This is a genomic window from Nocardioides yefusunii (assembly GCF_004014875.1).
Lineage (GTDB): Bacteria > Actinomycetota > Actinomycetes > Propionibacteriales > Nocardioidaceae > Nocardioides > Nocardioides yefusunii.
The window spans coordinates 1,830,618-1,849,126 of record NZ_CP034929.1 but is presented as its reverse complement, the minus strand read 5'-3'; the positions used below and the strand labels follow the sequence as shown (position 1 = coordinate 1,849,126).

At 69.6% G+C, this 18,509-nt stretch carries 19 protein-coding genes; 17 read left to right on the top strand and 2 right to left on the bottom strand.

Going from position 1 to position 18,509, the window contains the following annotated elements; genetic code table 11:
* Positions 1 to 5 precede the first annotated feature (5 nt).
* The 15 genes from EOV43_RS08420 (at position 6) to EOV43_RS08350 (ending at position 13,747) form a co-directional block, all read left to right on the top strand.
* Positions 6 to 515 carry a hypothetical protein gene (locus EOV43_RS08420; protein WP_128220893.1) on the top strand — a complete coding sequence of 170 codons (510 nt, stop codon included), beginning with the start codon at positions 6 to 8 and terminating at the stop codon, positions 513 to 515.
* Positions 515 to 832, top strand: coding sequence for a DUF6167 family protein (locus EOV43_RS08415; protein WP_128220892.1), 318 nt, complete (start codon positions 515 to 517; stop codon positions 830 to 832). The genes EOV43_RS08420 and EOV43_RS08415 overlap by 1 nt, the downstream gene beginning before the upstream one ends.
* Positions 832 to 3,546, top strand: a complete 2,715-nt coding sequence (gene alaS, locus EOV43_RS08410) for an alanine--tRNA ligase (RefSeq protein WP_128220891.1) — start codon at positions 832 to 834, stop codon at positions 3,544 to 3,546. Before EOV43_RS08415 ends, alaS begins: the two co-directional genes overlap by 1 nt.
* A gap of 2 nt (positions 3,547 to 3,548) precedes the next feature.
* Positions 3,549 to 4,076, top strand: a complete 528-nt coding sequence (gene ruvX, locus EOV43_RS08405; RefSeq protein ID WP_128220890.1) for a Holliday junction resolvase RuvX — start codon at positions 3,549 to 3,551, stop codon at positions 4,074 to 4,076.
* Positions 4,077 to 4,175: 99 nt separating this feature from the next.
* A complete protein-coding gene (mltG, locus tag EOV43_RS08400) occupies positions 4,176 to 5,447 on the top strand; it encodes an endolytic transglycosylase MltG (protein WP_128220889.1) in 1,272 nt (423 codons plus the stop codon).
* Positions 5,447 to 6,295 (top strand): shikimate dehydrogenase, encoded by an 849-nt coding sequence (locus EOV43_RS08395; protein WP_128220888.1) that lies wholly within the window; start codon positions 5,447 to 5,449, stop codon positions 6,293 to 6,295. The genes mltG and EOV43_RS08395 overlap by 1 nt, the downstream gene beginning before the upstream one ends.
* Positions 6,292 to 7,041 (top strand): prepilin peptidase, encoded by a 750-nt coding sequence (locus EOV43_RS08390; protein ID WP_128220887.1) that lies wholly within the window; start codon positions 6,292 to 6,294, stop codon positions 7,039 to 7,041. Before EOV43_RS08395 ends, EOV43_RS08390 begins: the two co-directional genes overlap by 4 nt.
* 93 nt (positions 7,042 to 7,134) lie before the next feature.
* The gene (aroC, locus tag EOV43_RS08385) at positions 7,135 to 8,313 is read left to right on the top strand and encodes a chorismate synthase (RefSeq protein ID WP_128220886.1); all 1,179 of its coding nucleotides are present in this window, start codon (positions 7,135 to 7,137) and stop codon (positions 8,311 to 8,313) included.
* Positions 8,310 to 8,816 carry a shikimate kinase gene (locus EOV43_RS08380; RefSeq protein WP_378529051.1) on the top strand — a complete coding sequence of 169 codons (507 nt, stop codon included), beginning with the start codon at positions 8,310 to 8,312 and terminating at the stop codon, positions 8,814 to 8,816. The genes aroC and EOV43_RS08380 overlap by 4 nt, the downstream gene beginning before the upstream one ends.
* Positions 8,813 to 9,931 carry a 3-dehydroquinate synthase gene (aroB, locus tag EOV43_RS08375; RefSeq protein ID WP_128220885.1) on the top strand — a complete coding sequence of 373 codons (1,119 nt, stop codon included), beginning with the start codon at positions 8,813 to 8,815 and terminating at the stop codon, positions 9,929 to 9,931. Before EOV43_RS08380 ends, aroB begins: the two co-directional genes overlap by 4 nt.
* A 3-nt stretch (positions 9,932 to 9,934) precedes the next feature.
* A complete protein-coding gene (locus EOV43_RS08370; RefSeq protein ID WP_128220884.1) occupies positions 9,935 to 10,384 on the top strand; it encodes a type II 3-dehydroquinate dehydratase in 450 nt (149 codons plus the stop codon).
* Between the two features lie 131 nt (positions 10,385 to 10,515).
* A complete protein-coding gene (locus tag EOV43_RS08365; protein WP_128220883.1) occupies positions 10,516 to 10,698 on the top strand; it encodes a CsbD family protein in 183 nt (60 codons plus the stop codon).
* A 150-nt stretch (positions 10,699 to 10,848) separates the two neighbouring features.
* Entirely contained in the window at positions 10,849 to 11,412 is a 564-nt protein-coding gene (efp, locus tag EOV43_RS08360; RefSeq protein ID WP_128220882.1) for an elongation factor P, read from the top strand.
* A gap of 27 nt (positions 11,413 to 11,439) precedes the next feature.
* Positions 11,440 to 11,847, top strand: a complete 408-nt coding sequence (gene nusB, locus EOV43_RS08355) for a transcription antitermination factor NusB (RefSeq protein ID WP_128220881.1) — start codon at positions 11,440 to 11,442, stop codon at positions 11,845 to 11,847.
* 208 nt (positions 11,848 to 12,055) lie between these two features.
* Positions 12,056 to 13,747, top strand: a complete 1,692-nt coding sequence (locus EOV43_RS08350; protein ID WP_128220880.1) for a glycoside hydrolase family 16 protein — start codon at positions 12,056 to 12,058, stop codon at positions 13,745 to 13,747.
* 40 nt (positions 13,748 to 13,787) lie between these two features.
* Here the strand turns inward: EOV43_RS08350 and EOV43_RS08345 are convergent, their stop codons facing one another.
* Positions 13,788 to 14,468, bottom strand: coding sequence for a TetR/AcrR family transcriptional regulator (locus tag EOV43_RS08345; protein WP_128220879.1), 681 nt, complete (start codon positions 14,466 to 14,468; stop codon positions 13,788 to 13,790).
* Positions 14,469 to 14,578: 110 nt separating this feature from the next.
* On the opposite strand from EOV43_RS08345, the gene EOV43_RS08340 reads away from it, so the two are divergent.
* The gene (locus EOV43_RS08340) at positions 14,579 to 16,231 is read left to right on the top strand and encodes an FAD-binding dehydrogenase (RefSeq protein ID WP_128220878.1); all 1,653 of its coding nucleotides are present in this window, start codon (positions 14,579 to 14,581) and stop codon (positions 16,229 to 16,231) included.
* Between the two features lie 71 nt (positions 16,232 to 16,302).
* Positions 16,303 to 17,232, top strand: coding sequence for a DNA-3-methyladenine glycosylase family protein (locus EOV43_RS08335; protein ID WP_239022031.1), 930 nt, complete (start codon positions 16,303 to 16,305; stop codon positions 17,230 to 17,232).
* A gap of 6 nt (positions 17,233 to 17,238) precedes the next feature.
* Here EOV43_RS08335 and EOV43_RS08330 read toward each other — a convergent pair whose 3' ends face one another.
* Positions 17,239 to 18,495: a phospholipase D-like domain-containing protein gene (locus EOV43_RS08330; protein ID WP_239022030.1), complete on the bottom strand. Its 1,257-nt coding sequence runs from the start codon at positions 18,493 to 18,495 to the stop codon at positions 17,239 to 17,241.
* Between the last annotated feature and the right edge of the window lie 14 nt (positions 18,496 to 18,509).

The following is an 18,509-nucleotide window of genomic DNA, read 5'->3' as shown; positions in this document are numbered from 1 at the left end:
CCTCCGTGGACGAGTGGACGGCGACGACGTGGGTGACGGCGGCAGGACTCCTGCTGGCGGTGCTCGGTGTCGTCGTGCTCGGTGTCGCCCTGGCACGTCAGCGCCGCACCACCCGGCACCTGCTGGAGACCGCTGCGGCTGAACGCGAAGCCTTCGAGACCCGCCTCGCAGCGCTCGAGGCCCCGGTCCCGGCGCCCGCCACGGGCGGCCCGGTCGAGGAGTTCGTGATCACCGAGATGGGTGCGCCGGGCAGCGACGTCCGCGCCCCGGCCGACGACGCGGTGGCCACCCGGATCGGCGGGCGTCTCTTCGCCGACGTCGTCCTGCGGGAGTCGGTCGTCAAGGCTGCTTCGTGGACCCACGGTGTGCGGACCGCCCTCTCGGCCGAGAACCGCAACCGCATCCGGTTCGAGGTGAAGCGCGAGACCAAGCGCGCCACCCGTCGACGCAAGGCCGACGTCAAGGAGGCCCTGCGTCAGTACTACGCCCGCCAGGACGCCGAGGAGCAGAACTGATGAGCCGAGCCGTCTGGTTCGTTGCCGGGGCCTCCGCCGGCGTGTACGCCATGAACAAGGCCCGCCAGTTCGCCGGAACCCTCTCCGCCGAGGGCATGAAGGCACGCTGGCAGGGCGTCACCCACGGGGCACGCCTCGTGGTGGCCGACGCCAAGCAGGCCCAGGCCACCAAGGAGGACGAGCTGCGCGTCAAGCTCGGCCTCCCCGCCGTCAGCCCGGACGCCGGGCGACAACTCGGCGCCGGCAGCTCAGCCGCTGCCACCGCCACCCCCGCACTTGCACCAACCGTCGAGAACGACAAGAAGGACACCCACTGATGGACACCGCAGAGATCCGCCGCCGCTTCACCGCGCACTTCGCAGCCGGAGGAAGCGTGGGGGCGCACACCGTCGTGCCGTCGGCCTCGCTGCTGCTCGACGACCCCAACCTGCTCTTCGTGAACGCGGGCATGGTGCCGTTCAAGCCGTTCTTCCTGGGCCAGGAGACGCCCTCCTTCCAACGTGCCACCAGCATCCAGAAGTGCGTCCGCACCCCCGACATCGAGGACGTCGGCAAGACCACCCGCCACGGCACGTTCTTCGAGATGTGCGGCAACTTCTCCTTCGGTGACTACTTCAAGGAGGGTGCCATCACCCTCGCCTGGGAGCTGCTCACCAAGTCCGAGGCCGACGGTGGTCTGGGCCTGGACGAGTCCCGCCTGTACCCCTCCGTCCTCGCCGGCGACGACGAGGCCGTCGAGCTGTGGATGAAGGCCACCGGTCTCCCGCGCCACCGCATCGTCGGTCTGGGCAAGAAGGAGAACTACTGGTCGATGGGCATCCCGGGCCCCGGTGGCCCGTGCTCGGAGATCCTCTACGACCGTGGCCCCGAGTTCGGCCCGGACTTCGACCCCTCCACGCTCGGCCCGGACATGCCGTTCGAGCTCGAGGACCGTCTCCTGGAGATCTGGAACCTCGTCTTCATGCAGGACGAGCTCTCCGCGGTCCGCTCCAAGGAGGACTTCGACATCGCGGGTCAGCTCCCGCAGCGCAACATCGACACCGGCATGGGCCTCGAGCGCGTTGCCTTCCTCAAGCAGGGGAAGAACAACATGTACGAGATCGACGTGATGTTCCCCGTCATTCAGCGCGCCGAGGAACTCACCGGCCGCAAGTACGGCGCCGACCAGCTCGACGACGTCCGCTTCCGCGTCGTGGCCGACCACGTCCGTTCCTCGATGATGCTCATCGGCGACGGCGTCACCCCGGGCAACGACGGCCGTGGCTACGTGCTGCGTCGTCTGCTGCGTCGCGCGGTCCGCTCGATGCGCCTGCTCGGCTTCGAGGACCGCGCGCTGCCCGAGCTGATGCCGGTCTCCCGCGACAAGATGGGTGTCACCTACGACAACCTCGTCACCGACTGGGAGCGCATCGCTCGGATCGCCTTCGCCGAGGAGGACGCGTTCCGCAAGACGCTCCAGGCCGGCACGCAGATCTTCGACCTGGCTGCCCTCGACGTGAAGAAGTCGGGCGGTTCCACCCTCGCCGGTGACCAGGCCTTCCAGCTCCACGACACCTACGGCTTCCCGATCGACCTGACCCTGGAGATGGCTTCCGAGGCCGGTCTCAAGGTCGACGAGGACGGCTTCCGCTCGCTCATGTCCGAGCAGCGGGCCCGCGCCAAGGCCGACGCCAAGGCGAAGAAGGGCCAGCACGCCGACACCCACGCCTTCCGTGCGGTGCTCGACTCCCACGGCCCCACCGAGTGGCTGGCCTACGAGACCCTCGAGACCGAGTCTTCGGCCCTCGCACTGGTCCAGGACGGCGAGAACGTCAACGTCCTCACCCAGGGCCAGGTCGGCGAGCTCGTCCTGGACCGCACCCCGTTCTACGCCGAGTCCGGTGGTCAGGCGGCTGACGCCGGTCGCATCGAGTTCGACGGCGGTGTCCTGGAGGTCCTCGACGTCCAGCGTCCCGTCCGTGGGCTCGTCTCCCACCAGGTCCGCGTCCTGGAGGGCGAGCTGCCCGCCGATGCCCCCAACCTGCGTGCGCTGGTCGACCCGGAGTGGCGCATCGGCGCCCGACAGGCCCACTCCGGCACCCACGTGATCCACGCGGCCCTGCGCGAGGTGCTCGGCCCCACCGCCCTGCAGGCCGGTTCGTACAACCGCCCCGGCTACCTGCGTCTCGACTTCGGCTGGAGCAGCGCGCTCAGCCCGGCCCAGCTGGCCGACATCGAGAACGTCTCCAACGAGGCCCTGCGTGCCGACCTCGCGGTCACCGCGCAGTACATGACGCTGGCCGACGCCAAGGACTGGGGCGCGATCGCCCTGTTCGGCGAGACCTACGACGACACCAAGGTCCGCACCATCGAGATCGGCGGCCCCTGGTCGCGTGAGCTCTGTGGTGGTACCCACGTCTCGCACTCCTCCCAGATCGGCACCATCGCCGTCACCGGTGAGGCGTCCGTGGGTTCGGGCAACCGTCGCATCGAGGCCTTCACCGGCATCGAGGGCTTCAAGTACCTGGCCCGCGAGCGCGACATGGTCGACGAGCTGACCGGTCTGCTCAAGACCCAGCCCGGTGACCTCGTGGGTCGCGTCGCCGACCTCATGGAGCGCCTCAAGCACACCGAGAAGGAGCTGGCCAAGCTGCACGTGGCCCAGCTCCTCGCCGGTGCCGGTGAGATCGCCGCCAACGCGGTCGACGTCAACGGCGTCGCCGTCGTCGCCCAGCGTCTCGACGGTGTCTCCGGCGGCGACGTCCGCACCCTGGCCACCGACGTCCGTGCCCGTCTCGCGGCCGGTCGTCCCGGTGTCGTGGTGCTGCTCGGCGTCGACGGCGACAAGATCGCTGCGCTCGCCGCGACCAACGACGAGGCCCGCGCACTGGGTCTTTCGGCCAACGACCTGCTCCGCGCCGTCGCCCCGCACATCGGTGGCAAGGGTGGCGGCAAGGCCGACATGGCGCAGGGCGGCGGCACCGATGTCTCCGGCGTCGACGCAGCCCTGGCTGCTGTCGCCACCGACGTCGCCCGCGTCGTCGGCGCCTGAGCATGAGGTTCGGAGTCCGCGTCGGCGTCGACCCGGGTGATGCCCGGGTCGGCGTCGCGCGGTCCGACCCGTCAGGCGTCCTGGCCACCCCGGTCGAGACCGTCCGTCGTGGCAAGGGTGACGTGCGTCAGGTCGCGAAGATCATCGCCGCCGAGGAGGCGGTCGAGGTCGTCGTCGGCCTGCCCCGCAACCTCAAGGGCAAGCAGACGCCGTCCACCACCAAGGCACTGGAGTTCGCCGAGGCGCTGGCCCGTCGGATTGCCCCGGTGCCGGTGCGGATGGTCGACGAACGCCTCACCACCGTCACCGCCGAGTCGATGCTGCGTGACCAGGGCCGCAAGGGTCAGAAGCGTCGGGCCGTCGTCGACCAGGTGGCGGCCGTGGTGATCCTGCAGCACGCCCTCGACTCCGAACGCACCAGCGGCCGACCCCCCGGCGACGTCCTCGTCGTCACCCCGGCGGCACCGGACGAGGCATCTGCGGGACCGGACGCCTCCGCTCCCGGTAGCGTCACGCCCGACCAGGTCTGAGACCACCCCCGTCCTGCGGGACGACGCGTGCCGGTCGGTGTCGTGACGACAACGACCGGCACGCGTCGCCCCCGACACCTCCCCGAACCGAGGAGCACCGTGAGCGAGTTCCCCACTCCTGACGACACCCAGTCCGACCTGGTCCCGGTGACCGATCCCCGCAGCACGCCGCCCGCCCGGGCCTCGCGTGGCGGCTCACGCAGGGCGCCGACGAAGGCCGAACTGCGTCGCGCGCGACGCGCCGGTGGTGGCGGTCGCAGCAGCGGGGGAGGGGGACGAGCCAAGCGTGGGCTCGTCGGGATCCTGGTGATCGTCCTGGCCGTCGTCCTCGGTGCAGGAGCGCTGTTCTGGGGCGCCACCCAGGGTGTGAAGGCCGTGCAGGGCATGTTCGCCGGTCCTGAGGACTTCAGTGGCACCGGCAACGGTGACGACGTGCTCTTCGAGGTCGCCCAGGGCGACACCGCGAGCGCCATCGGACGAGGGCTCAAGGAGCAGGGCGTCGTGGCGTCGGTCCAGGCGTTCATCGATGCCGCCAACGCGGACCCGGCCTCGTCAGGCATCCAGGTGGGCCACTACGCGCTCAAGCCCGGCATGAGCGCGCAGGCCGCGCTGGACGTGCTGGCGAACCCTGCGAACAAGATCCAGGCGACGGTGACCGTGCCCGAGGGGCTGCGCGTGGAAGACGTCGTGGACCTGCTGGTCAAGAAGACCGACTTCACGCGCGGCGCGCTGGAGAAGGCCCTGAGGAACCCAGACCTGGGACTGCCCGAGTACGCCGAGGGCAACCCCGAGGGCTACCTCTTCCCGGCCACCTACGCGATCGCCCCCGGTGACACCGCGCTCGACCTGATGAGCGCGATGGTGGAGCGCTGGGGCCAGGCCGCCCGCGAGTTCGACCTCGAGAACCGCGCCGCCGAGCTCGGCAAGACACCGCAGGAGATCATGACGATCGCCTCGTTGGTGGAGGCCGAGGGTCGCGGCGATGCGATGGCGAAGATCGCCCGCGTCATCTACAACCGCCTGGACGGTCCCGGCAACAAGGGCGGCACGAACGGTCTGCTGCAGATCGACGCGGCCGTCAACTACGCCCTGGGTCAGACCGGCACCACCGAGTTCACCGAGGCCCAGAAGGCGTCCGTGGCGAGCTCTCCGTACAACACCTACTACCAGGTCGGTCTGCCCCCGACGCCGATCGAGGCGCCGGGCGACGACGCGATCGAAGCGGCCCTGAACCCGGCCGAGGGTGACTGGTACTACTACGTGACCGTCGACCTCGAGACCGGCGAGACCAGGTTCTCGGAGAACTACTCCGACTTCCTCGTCGACAAGGCCGCCTACAAGAACTACTGCCTCGGATCGGACCGCTGCTGATGACCACCGTTGCTCGTACCTGCGGCGTCCTGGGTGATCCGATCGCCCACTCGCTCTCCCCGGTGCTGCACCGTGCCGGGTACGAGGCCGTGGGTCTGGAGTGGACCTACGACGCCCACCAGGTGGCTGCGGGTGGACTGCCGGTGTTCCTCGCCACCCGCGACGAGAACTGGCGCGGTCTCTCGCTGACGATGCCGCTCAAGCGTGAGGCGGTGCCGCTGGTCGACACCCTCACCGAGCGTGCCCGTCGTGCCGGAGCGGTCAACACGCTGGTCCTGGACACGCCCGAGGACGGGAGTCGTCGGATCCACGGCGACAACACCGACATTCCCGGTGCTGTCGCAGCGATCCGTGAACGAACGGACGCGGAGCTGCGCACCGCCACGGTCCTGGGCGGGGGGGCCACCGCCACCTCGACCGGTCTCGCGCTGGCTGACCTCGGCGTGCGTCACGTCGACCTCCTGGTGCGCACTCCCGAGCGTGCCGCCGAGACGGTCGAGGTGCTCACCTCAGGCCCGGACGGAATCAGCGTGGACGTCCACCTCCTCACCGACGACGTCGCTCCCGGTGACGTCGTGGTCTGCACCGTCCCCGCGTCGGCGCAGACTCCCGGGCTCGTGGCACGGCTCGCGTCTGCCCCGGTCGTCTTCGACGTCATCTACGACCCGTGGCCCACGCCGTTGGCCGCAGCCGCGACCGGCGTCGTGGTCTCGGGGCTCGACCTGCTCGTCCACCAGGCCGCGGTGCAGTTCACGCTGTTCACCGGTGTCGAGGCGCCGCTGGCCGCGATGCGTGCCGCCGGTGAGGCGGCACTGGCTGCTCGTGGCGGCGTCGGGAGCCACGCGTGACGTTGCTCGCCGCCCTGTGCGGGGCGGTCGTGGGGGGAACGGGCAGCGTGTGGTCGCCGGCGATGGTGCGAGCCGTGCCGGAGCCCGACGACGAGAACGCCACCGACGCGGCGACTGACAAGTCCGCTGACCAGACCGTGACCGCGGCCGTGGTGGAGGAGGAGCCCAAGCCGCTCTACGCCGACCTCGGTGCCCGCCCGGGTCTGTGGTGGCGCACCGCGCTGGTCGGTGCCGTCTCCGGCGCGGTCATCGGTGCCACCCAAGGATGGTCGTGGACCTTGCTGGTCCTGCTCCCGCTGGTCCCGGTGATGGTCGCCCTGGGCCACATCGACTGGAACACCCGGCTGCTGCCCACGTGGCTGATCAAGCCCGCCTACGTCGCCGTCATCGCCCTGGTCCTCGTCGCCGGCATCGCCTCCGGCGACCTTGGTGCGATCGGGCGGGCCGCCCTGGGGTGGCTCGTCCTGGGTGGCTTCTACTTCCTGCTCTGGTTCATCAACTCGGGCGGCCTGGGCTACGGCGACGTCCGACTCAGCGGTGTCCTGGGCATCGCCCTGGGGTTCGTCGGCTGGGCCGAACTGCTCAGCGGCGCCTGGTGCGGGTTCCTCGCCGGGGGAGTGATCGGTGCCGTCCTGGCTGCCGCGAAGGTGGTTGACCGCAAGGGCGTCCCCTTCGGGCCGTTCATGCTCGTCGGCGTGCTGATGGGGCTCGCGGCCGGGCCGTGGTTCGCCACCGTGATGGGCTGAACGGGCTCCGCGCCCGTCGATGCAGGCCCGTGACGGTCTCGTGACACCCCCGAGGTGCAGGACCGCACCGGGGGTCATGGGAGAATGTCGCCCATGCTTCGTTGGCTCACTGCGGGTGAATCCCATGGTCCTTCCCTGGTCGCGATTCTCGAAGGTCTCCCTGCCCACGTGCAGGTGACCACCGAGGACATCAACGACTCCCTCGCGCGCCGTCGCCTCGGCTACGGACGCGGCGCTCGGATGAAGTTCGAGCGCGACGAGGTCACCATCAACGGTGGCGTGCGCCACGGCGAGACCCTCGGTGGTCCGGTGGCCATCACCGTCGGCAACACCGAGTGGCCCAAGTGGGAACAGGTCATGTCCTCGGACCCGGTCGACCCCGAGATCCTCGCCAACTCCGCGCGCAACGCCAAGCTCACCCGTCCCCGTCCCGGCCACGCCGACCTCGCCGGCATGCAGAAGTACGACTGGGACGAGGCCCGCCCGATCCTCGAGCGCGCCTCCGCCCGCGAGACCGCTGCCCGCGTCGCGCTCGGTCGCGTCGCGGCCAACTTCATCCACCAGGCCATCGGCGCCGAGATCGTCTCCCACGTCATCGAGCTGGGTGGCGTCCGTGCCCCCGCCGGCGTGATCCCTGCGAAGGCCGACGAGGTCGCCCTCGACGAGAACCCGGTGCGCTGCCTCGACCCCGAGACGTCCGAGGCGATGGTCGCCCGGATCGACCAGGCCCACAAGGACGGCGACACCCTCGGTGGTGTCGTCGAGGTCGTGGTCCACGGTCTGCCCGCCGGTCTCGGCTCGCACATCCAGTGGGACCGTCGTCTCGACTCCCGCCTGGCCGCTGCGCTCATGGGCATCCAGGCGATCAAGGGTGTCGAGGTCGGTGACGGCTTCGAGCTCGCCGCGACCCCCGGTTCCCTGGCCCACGACGAGATCGTCCCCACCCCCGAGGGCATCAAGCGCGTCTCCGGTCGCGCCGGCGGCATCGAGGGCGGCATGACGATCGGCGAGGTCGTGCGCGTCCGCGCCGCGATGAAGCCGATCGCCACCGTTCCCCGCGCCCTGCGCACCGTCGACGTCACCACCGGTGAGGAGGCCGTGGCCCACCACCAGCGTTCCGACGTCTGCGCCGTGCCGGCTGCCGGCATCGTCGCCGAGGCCATGGTCGCGCTCGTCGTGGCCGAGGCCGTCCTGGAGAAGTTCGGTGGAGACTCGGTCGCCGAGACCCGCCGCAACTACGAGAGCTACGTCGCGAACCTGAGCTTCCGGTGACCCGTCCCCGCGCGGTCCTCGTCGGCCCCATGGGGGCCGGCAAGACCACGGTGGCGCACCTGCTCGCCGAGCGGTGGGGCGTCGCGGTACGTGACACCGACGCCGACGTCGTGGCCGCGCAGGGACGTCCGATCAGCGACATCTTCGTCGACGACGGCGAGCCGTTCTTCAGGGAACTGGAGGCGGCCGCCGTCGCGACGGCGCTGGTCGAGCACGACGGCGTCCTCGCCCTCGGTGGCGGCGCCGTGATGGACCCCCGCACCCGCGAGGCGCTGGCCGGCCACCCGGTGGTCTTCCTGCGCGTCGGGCTGGCCGAAGCCGTCAAGCGAGTTGGACTGGGAGCCCCTGGCCGACCGATGCTTCTCGGAGACGTGCGTTCGCGCGTCAAGGCGCTCCTCGACGAGCGCACCCCTGTCTACGAGTCCGTCGCTGCCCTCAGCGTCGACACCGACGGTCGAACGCCTGCCCAGGTCGTCGACCAGATCATCGAGGAGATGAAGTGAGCTCCAGCTCCGCATCCACGTCCGAGCCCACCGTCCTGCACGTCGGCGGTGCCTCGCCCTACGACGTCGTCGTGGGCCACCACCTCGCCGAGCGTCTGCCCGCGATGCTCGGTGACGACGTCACCCGCGTCGCTCTGCTCTACGCCGGCCCCTTGGGCGCCCTCGCGCAGCCCGTGGCCGACGCCCTCGCCACGAAGTACGACGTCCTGGCTCTCGGCCTGCCCGACGGCGAGGACGCCAAGCACGCCGCCGTGGCCAACGACTGCTGGGAGGCCCTCGGCGAGGCCGGGTTCACCCGTAGCGACGCCGTCGTCACCGTCGGTGGCGGCGCCACCACCGACCTCGGCGGTTTCGTCGCGGCCAGCTGGCTGCGCGGCGTCAAGGTCGTCCACGTCCCCACCACCGTCCTGGCGATGGTCGACGCTGCCGTCGGCGGCAAGACCGGCGTCAACACCGGTGCAGGCAAGAACCTGGTCGGTGCCTTCCACGAGCCCGCCGGCGTGATCTGCGACCTCGCGTTCCTGGAGACCCTCCCGCGTGACGAGTTCGTCGCCGGACTCGGTGAGGTCGTCAAGTGCGGCTTCATCTCCGACGCCCGGATCCTCGAGATCGTCGAGACGATCGACCCTGAGGCCCTCACCTGGAACTCCGCCGAGCTGCGTGAACTCGTCGAGCGTGCCGTGCAGGTCAAGATCGACGTCGTCGTCGACGACCTCAAGGAGACCGGTGGCAAGGACGGCCACCCGGGTCGTGAGGCACTGAACTACGGCCACACCCTGGCTCACGCGATCGAGAAGACGTCCGACTACACCGTGCGCCACGGCGAGGCCGTCGCGATCGGCTGCGTCTACGTCGCCGAGGTCGCCCGTCGTGCCGGTCTGCTGACCCCGGAGGAGGTGGCCCGTCACCGTGCGGCGTTCTCCCGCGTCGGTCTGCCCGTCTCCTACGACGCCGCGACCTTCCAGGACCTCCTGGCCGTGATGAAGGTGGACAAGAAGGCCCGCGGCAACCAGCTGCGTCTCCTGGCCCTCGACGGCATCGGTCGTCCCACGGTCCTCGCCGGTCCGCAGGACGAGTGGCTGCGTGAGGCCTACTCCGCCATCGCGAAGGCCTGAGCGATGAGCGCCACCGACGCCTCGCGGAAGGTGCTCGTCCTCAACGGCCCCAACCTGGGCCGTCTGGGGAAGCGTCAGCCCGAGATCTACGGCACCACCACCCACGCCGAGCTCGTCGAGCTGTGCGTGGCGTGGGGGAGCGAGCTCGGCCTCGACGTCGAGGTGCGCCAGACCAACCACGAGGGCGTGATGGTGGACTGGCTCAACGCCGCCGCTGACGACGCGACCCCGGTGGTGCTCAATGCAGGCGCCTGGACGCACTACTCGCTGGCCGTCTACGACGCCTGCGCGCAGTTGGAGGCGGCATTGGTGGAGGTCCACCTCTCCGACCCCAAGGCGCGTCCCGAGGTGTGGCGACACACCTCCTACGTCGAGCCGCACGCGGCCCTCACGGTGGCGGGGCACGGTGTGGACGGGTACCGCCGGGCTCTGGAGTTCGTCGCCGCCGGCTGACACGTGGATCACTTCTGACGGATCGACACCGAACCGCGACCTGTTCCTCTTCAACGCCCCTCCACCTGTGGTTACGGTGGAGGGGCGCGGTCGTCCGGCTGCGCGCCACGCGCGAGTGAGGGGAGACACCCATGGGTGACTGGAAGCACAAGGCGGAGGAAGGCCTGGGCAAGGCCAAGGAGACCGTCGGCGACGCGACCGGCCAGGACGACCTCAAGACCGAGGGCCAGGCCGACCAGGCCGAGGCCAAGGTGAAGCAGGTGGGCGACAAGATCAAGGACGTCGCCCAGGGCCTCAAGGACAAGCTGACCTGATCGCGGCGAGCCCGCTCAGGGCTCACTGAACCGGCACGGACGCCTTCCCTTCCTCGGGACGGCGTCCGTGCCGGTTTCACGGGGTGTCCGAGCGACCACTAGAGTTGCCCCTCGGCCCTCAACCCACGAACAAGAAGGCGGTCGACGCACATGGCTACCACCAACGACCTCAAGAACGGCATGGTCCTGAACATCGACGGACAGCTCTGGGCTGTCGTCGAGTTCCAGCACGTGAAGCCGGGCAAGGGTCCCGCCTTCGTCCGCACCAAGCTGAAGAACGTCGAGTCGGGCAAGACCGTCGACAAGACCTTCAATGCCGGCACCAAGGTCGAGACGGCCAACGTCGACAAGCGCACCATGCAGTACCTGTACAACGACGGTCAGTCGTACGTCTTCATGGACGTCTCGACGTTCGACCAGATCGAGGTCACCCCCGAGATCGTCGGCGACGCCAAGAACTTCATGCTCGAGAACCAGGAGGCCATCGTCGCGACCAACGACGGTCGCGTCCTCTACGTCGAGCTCCCTGCCTCCGTCGAGCTGCTGATCGCCGAGACCGAGCCCGGTCTCCAGGGCGACCGCTCCACCGGTGGCACCAAGCCCGCGACCCTCGAGACGGGTCACGTCATCCAGGTTCCGCTCTTCATGACTTCTGGCGAGAAGGTGAAGGTCGACACCCGCGACTCCTCCTACCTCGGCCGCGTCAAGAGCTGAACGAAGTACTGAGAGAGGTCTGCGGCCATGGCTGCACGGAGCAAGGCGCGCAAGCGCGCGCTTGACATCCTGTTCGCGTCGGAGCTTCGCTCCGACAACCCGATCGAGGCGCTGGCGACCACTGTCGCTGACGGCGAGGGTCCCGTGAACGTCTACACCACCGAGCTGGTGGAGGGTGTTCACGAGAACCGCGACCGCATCGACGAGGTCCTCAGGGAGTACGCCCAGGGCTGGACCCTGGAGCGGATGCCGGCCGTGGACCGCAACGTCCTGCGGATCGGTGTCTTCGAGATCCTCTTCAACGCCGACGTCCCCGACGCCGTTGCGATGAGCGAGTCCCTTGCGCTGGTGCGCGAGTTGTCGACCGACGACTCTCCCGCCTTCGTCAACGGTGTACTCGGCGCGATCGCGCGCGACAAGAGCAGTTTGGTCTGATTCAGTCCGCCGCATTTGTCACATGCGACGAGGCCCCCGCCAAGTTGGCGGGGGCCTCGTGCATTTCCGAGACTGTGAACGTCACCACGTGACCTGCACGGCGTCACCTGCGTCACACCAACACCACTCGTCCCTGTCTCACCGCCATGCGGGCAGGGGCGACCATCCCCCCATCCGACGCCATGCAGTTCTCTGACTCGGAGCACTCATGTCCCATCTCGCACGCGCGACCGCGACCGCCGCCCTCGTGGGCGGCCTGTCCCTGTCCCTCCTCCCCGGCGCCACGACGACGGCCCAGGCCGTCCCCGGCGCACCCGTCGTTGCCACTGCTCTCTCCACCGGCATCGCGACCCCCACGGTCGCAGCGGCCAAGAAGACCGCGGTCGGCTACGCCAAGCTCGACGCCGTCACCGGCACGATGCTTCCCACCACGCCGATCACCTTCACCGGCGTGCTGGGCCGGCTGCCGGCCCGCAAGGTCGTCCTGCAGCGGGTCACCGGATCGGTGACCTCGAACATCGCCACCGCCACCTCGCGCCCCGACGGCACCTTCACCTTCACTGGCGTGAAGCTGAAGAACTCCGCGCAGGTCCGGGTGGTCTCCCCGGCCGCGAAGGTCGTGGTGGACAACGGCCGGACCGCGCACCGTCGCTACGAGGCCGCAGTGGTCAAGCTCGCGGCCCAGACGAAGAAGCTCAAGCGGCTGAAGAAGAAGAAGCAGACCCCTGCGGTCAGGGGCAAGGTGAAGGCCCAGCGTGGCGTCGTCTCCGCCGTGACTCGTCAGGTGAAGTTCTTCGAGAAGAAGCTGACCAAGACGGTCGCGATCCCGCGTGCGGAGTCGAAGACCATCTCCGTGAGCGTCGTCGCTCGGCAGAGTGTCACTGCTGCGGCGCTCCCGGCCGTCGCACAGGCCGGACCGTCGGCGGCCAAGCCTGCTGAGGGTCACACCGTCGCGGCCGAGTTCGTCCCCGCCCGCGCGGGACGACCGGTGAGCCTTGAACGTCTCCAGGGCGATGAGTGGACGGTCGTCTCCCGAGACGTCCAGGACCGGTCCGGTCACGGAGTCTTCACCGTCGCTGACGCCGGCACCTACCGCGTCGTCACCCAGGCGACCACCGAGGCCGAGGCGGTGACCAGCAACGCAGTCGTCACCCGGGACTGGACGCTGGACTTCGAGGACACCTTCAGCGGCTCCGCCCTGGACGCGACCAAGTGGAGCGTCCAGAAGCGCTCGATCGGCACCGGCTCGCGTTCGTGCGCGTCCACCGACGCCTCGTCGATGAAGGTCAAGAACAACGTCCTCACGATGGGTGTCTCCAAGGACCCCAAGCGCTCCGCCAAGTGCGTCTACGTGGACAAGGACGGCGTCAAGCACAAGCTGCCCTACATGCGGAACACCCAGATCGCGACCGAGGGCAAGTACGACTACCGCTACGGCGTCGCTGCGGCCCGGGTCAAGGTCCAGTCGGCCGTCGGCATGCATTCGGCGTTCTGGAGCAACCCGAACCGTTCAATGACCCGCAACCGTCCTGACCTGGGTGTCGAGGTGGACGTGATGGAGTACTTCGGTTCGCGGACCAAGGACAACGGGGTCGCCGCCTTCGTGCATCACCTCGATGCCAAGGGCGTGACGCAGAAGGTCGGTGCGGAGTTCGCCGAGACCACCCTGATGAAGGGCCCCCAGCGGTTCCACGAGAACTTCCACGTCTTCTCGGTGGAGTGGACCCCCACGGCCTACGTCTTCCGCGTCGACGGCCGGGAGTACCACCGCGTGACCCGCACGGTCTCCCAGGTGAACCAGCACCTGGTGCTGTCCAACCTGACCTCCAGCTACGAGTTGGTCGACCTCAAGAACTTCGGCTCCACCGCCGCCGTCGACTGGGTCCGCGTCTGGCAGTGAGTCGGCTCGACCGCCCGCGGCCACCTGCTGACGGCGAGGCTCACGCCTCGTCGCGGTAGGTGGCCAGGGCCACTGCCGAGCGCACCAGGTACGCCTTGGCCTGTTCGTCGTCGATCGCCCGGACCGTCGGGTTGCCCGGCGAGTGTTCGAGCAGGAGCCCCACCCGGACCAACTGCAGGGCCCCCAGTGCCGTGGCGTAGAGCAGGTTGGCCTGGCCGTCGGGGTCCTCGACGTGGAAGTGCCCCTCGACGGTCCCGCGTCGCAGGACCGAGGCCAGCAGCGACAGCGGAGCCGACATGGCCCGCCCCAGACGCAGAGCGGCGTCCTCGGTCATCTCGTCGAGGAGCTCGGCGGTGCTGCGCCGCATCAGTGACTGCGCGCAGTCCACGAACGCCGGACGGGCCAGCCCGTACTCGGAGAACGTCTCCACCAGGCGACGCAACCGCACCGGTGCCGGCTGCTCGGGATCGTCGACCTCGGCCAGCAGCGCGAAGACCTCGTCGAGGTAGGTCACCAGGGTGAGCGCGAACAGTTCTTCCTTGCCGGTGAAGTGCCGGTAGACGATCGCCCGGTTGATCCCGACGGCCCGGGCCACGTCCTCGATCTGGGCGTCGCGCATGCCGCGCTCGTCGAAGAGCATCCGGGTGGCGGTGATGATCTCCCGGGTCCGCTCGCGACGACGGGTCGCAGCGGTGCTCCGCGGCTGCTCGGTGGAGGGCATGAGGGGAGTGTAATCAGCCGACACGTCACGGTGACACTGCGTGACACACTGTGTGACAGTTCTGGTCCGCCCCCTTGCGCCGAACGGCCTGCAGCCTCCACCCTCGTGGCATGAATGCAGATCTCGTCGTCGTGGGCCATGGCCTGGCCGGGCTCGTGGCTGCGGCCGAGGCCGCCGACCGGGGGCGCAGCGTGCTCCTCGTCGACCAGGAGCCCGAGCAGTCCATCGGGGGCCAGGCCCATTGGAGCCTGGGCGGTCTCTTCATGGTCGACACCCCCGAGCAGCGGCGGATGGGAATCAAGGACTCCCACGACCTGGCGCTCCAGGACTGGTTCGGCTCCGCACAGTTCGACCGTCCCGAGGACCACTGGCCCCGTGAGTGGGCCCAGGCCTACGTCGACTTCGCCGCCGGGGAGAAGCGCGCCTGGCTGCGAGCGATGGGCCACCGAATCTTCCCGGTGGTGGGCTGGGCTGAGCGCGGGGACGGCACCTTCGACGGGCACGGCAATTCAGTGCCGCGCTTCCACCTCACCTGGGGCACCGGTCCCGGCGTGGTCGCCCCCTTCGAACGTCGGGTCCGTGAGCACGTGGCGACGGGCCGGATCCGGTTCGCGTTCCGCCACCGGGTCGATGAACTGGTGCTCAGCCACGGCGCGGTCACCGGTGTCCGGGGAGCCGTCCTCGCTCCCAGCGACATCGAGCGTGGACGCGCCAGCAGCCGCGTCGTCGTGGGAGACTTCGAGTTCTCCGCGCAGGCCGTGGTGGTCGCCTCCGGTGGCATCGGCGGCGACCACGACCTGGTGCGCAAGGCGTGGCCCCCGCGGCTCGGGCCGCCGCCGCGCACGATGATCGCCGGCGTCCCCGCGCACGTCGACGGCCGGATGGTCGCGATCTCCACCGACGCCGGGGCGCACGTCGTCAATCCGGACCGGATGTGGCACTACGTGGAGGGGATCCGCAACTGGGACCCGGTCTGGGACAACCACGGCATCCGGATCCTGCCCGGTCCCTCCAGCCTCTGGCTCGACGCCACCGGGAAGCGGCTGGGGGGTCACAACCTGCCGGGCTTCGACACTCTGGGCACGCTCAAGGCGCTGCGCGCCACCGGCTACGACTACTCGTGGTTCGTGCTGACCCAGAAGGTGATCGAGAAGGAGTTCGCACTCTCGGGCTCGGAGCAGAACCCCGACCTGACGGGCAAGGACGTCAAGCTCCTGCTGTCCCGGGTCGCAGGAGACGGGGCACCGGGGCCGGTCCAGGCGTTCGTCGACCACGGCGCCGACTTCGTGACTGCCAGCACTGTCGAAGAACTCGTCGAGGGGATGAACCGTGTCGGCACCGACGCGGTCGTCGACGCGGCGGACCTGCGCCGGATGTTGGAGGCCCGGGACCGTCAGCTCGACAACGCCTACGGCAAGGACACCCAGTTCACGTTCGTCCGTTCGCACCGCCAGCACCGCGGCGACAAGATTGTCCGCACCGCCAGGCCGCACAAGTTCCTCGCCCCCGAGAACGGACCTCTGATCGCGGTCCGCCTCAACATCCTGACCCGCAAGACGCTGGGCGGGCTGGAGACGGACCTCGAGGGTCGGTGCCTGCGCAGTGACGGAACGCCGCTCCCGGGGCTCTACGCGGCCGGTGAGGTCAACGGCTTCGGTGGGGGCGGGATGATGGGTTACAACGCGCTGGAGGGCACTTTCCTCGGAGGGTGCCTGTTCTCCGGGCGGGTGGCCGGCCGTGCCGCTGCTGCGGCGGTCGTCTAGACCCGCGGGCGCGCCCTTCCACTGGTGCGAGGACTCTCGCTCTGCCTCTGCAGACGTGGTGGACTGAACGGGTGGAGACAGCCCTGACCCGCGTCTGGCGACCCGGATGGCCGTGCCAGGTGGCTGCGGCGATGGTGCAGCACCGGCGCGGTGCGGCCGATCCGTCGTGGCGGCGCACCACCCGTGGGTGGTTCCGTTGTGCTGCGACGCCGCAGGGGCCGAGCACGCTCTTCGTCCGGCCTCTGTCCGGGGAAGGAGTCGTCGAGGCCAGCGCCTGGGGCCGGGGAGGGGAATGGGCGTTGGACCAGTTGCCCGAACTTCTCGGTGCCCTCGACCGCCCACCCCGGGACTGGGCACCGCACCCGGTCGTGGACGCCGCGCTCCGGGCCCGCCCGCACTGGCGCCGCGCGGGTTCCCGCCTCGTCCTCCAGGACCTCGTGCCGACCGTGATCGAGCAGAAGGTCACCGGGCAGGAGGCCTTCGGTTCGTACCGGACACTGGTGCTGCGCCACGGTAGCCCTGCGCCGGGGCCCGCGGGGGAGCGCGGCATGAAGGTGCCCCCGAGCAACGTGGAGTGGTCGCTGCTGCCGTCCTGGGCATGGCTGGGGGCCTCGGTCGACCATGCACGCGCTGGCGCGCTCACGCAGGTGTTGGCACGCGGGGACGCGCTGGAGCGCACCCTGGTGCAGCACCCCGAGCGGGCCGAGGAAATGTTGTGCGCCGTGCCGGGCATCGGGCGGTGGACGGCGGGCGAGGTGCGGCAACGAGCGTTGGGTGACGCTGACGCTGTTTCCTGGTTCGACTACCACGTCGCGAAGGACTTCGGCTGGGCGGTGAGCGGACGGGAGTTCGACGACGCGGAGATGGAGGAGTTCCTGACGCCGTGGGCTGGGTTCCGCGGCCGGGTGGTGACGCTCGTCCGTGCGGAGTTCGGTGGGCGCCCACGCCATGGAGCCCGGATGGCGCCGCGGCGTCACCTGCCTGACGCCCGACGCTGGTGAGTCAGCTCAGAGCAGCGGGCGCAGCGGCGCGAGCACGTACTCGGTGAACTTGCGGTGCAGGTCCCGGGCCTCCCACTCCTCGCTGCTGAGCGCGAGGGAGTTGGACTCGTCGACGGCGAAGATCCGCTCCATCAGGGCGGCGAGTTCGTCGTCGACGATCTCGAGGTTGATCTCGTAGTTGCCGCTCAGACTGAGCCGGTCGATGTTCGCGGTGCCCACGGTGGTCCAGCGCCCGTCCACGGTGGCGGTCTTGGCGTGCACCATCGCGCCCTGGTAGCGCAGGATCCGGATCCCGGCGTCGAGCATCTGGGAGTAGTAGCCCCGTGAGATCCAGTCAGTGACGATGTGGTTGGACTTCAACGGCACCAGCAGACGGACGTCCACGCCGCGACGGGCGGCGAGCACCAGAGCGTCGACGAAGTCCTGGTCGGGCAGGAAGTAGGCCTGGGTGAGCCAGATGCGCTCGCCGGCGCGGTCGATCACGTCGAGGTACATCGACCGGATCGGGAACATCATCAGCCGCGGCACGTTGCGGACCACGCGCACCGGCAGGTCCCAGTTCTCGGGGGGAGCGACGGTGAGGGCCTGGGCCGAGGGCCGCAGGCGGTTGCGTCGGTGCAGGTTCCAGAAGTCGGCGAAGGCCCGGCGCAGCTCACGGACCGCAGGACCGGTGACGGCGACGTGGGTGTCGCGCCACTGCGTCGCGTACTCACCGCCGATGTTGTAGCCGCCCACGAAGGCGACCTGTTCGTCGACGGTGAGGATCTTGCGGTGGTCGCGACCGTAGTGGCGGAAGTCGAGCATCCGCCAGCCGGCGGTGTAGATCGGGAACCTCAGGACCTGGATGTTCGAGGGGAACTTCTTGAACCTGGGGGAGACCACGAGGTTGGCGAAGACGTCGTAGATGACGTGCACCCGGACGCCGCGCTCGGCGGCGTTGACCAGGGCGCGCTTGAACACGTCACCGACCTCGTCGGCCTTCCAGATGTAGGTCTCGAAGAAGATCTCCTCGCGCGCGGAGTCGATCGCGGCGAGCATCGCGTCGTACAGGTCCTGACCGTAGGTGTAGACGGTCACGGAGCCGTCGTGGGTGCCGAGGTCGACCGTCTCGGGCTCGACCGTCGGGAAGGGGCGTGAGCGCTTGCCGCGGCGTCGGTAGGAGTCGACGACCGTCATCCAGATCGCGACCAGGAACGGCGTGAGGACGATGGTCAGGAACAACCGCTTGAAGAAGCGCACGTGCTCGTCTGGCGTCTGGTCCACGCCGTCACCCTAGC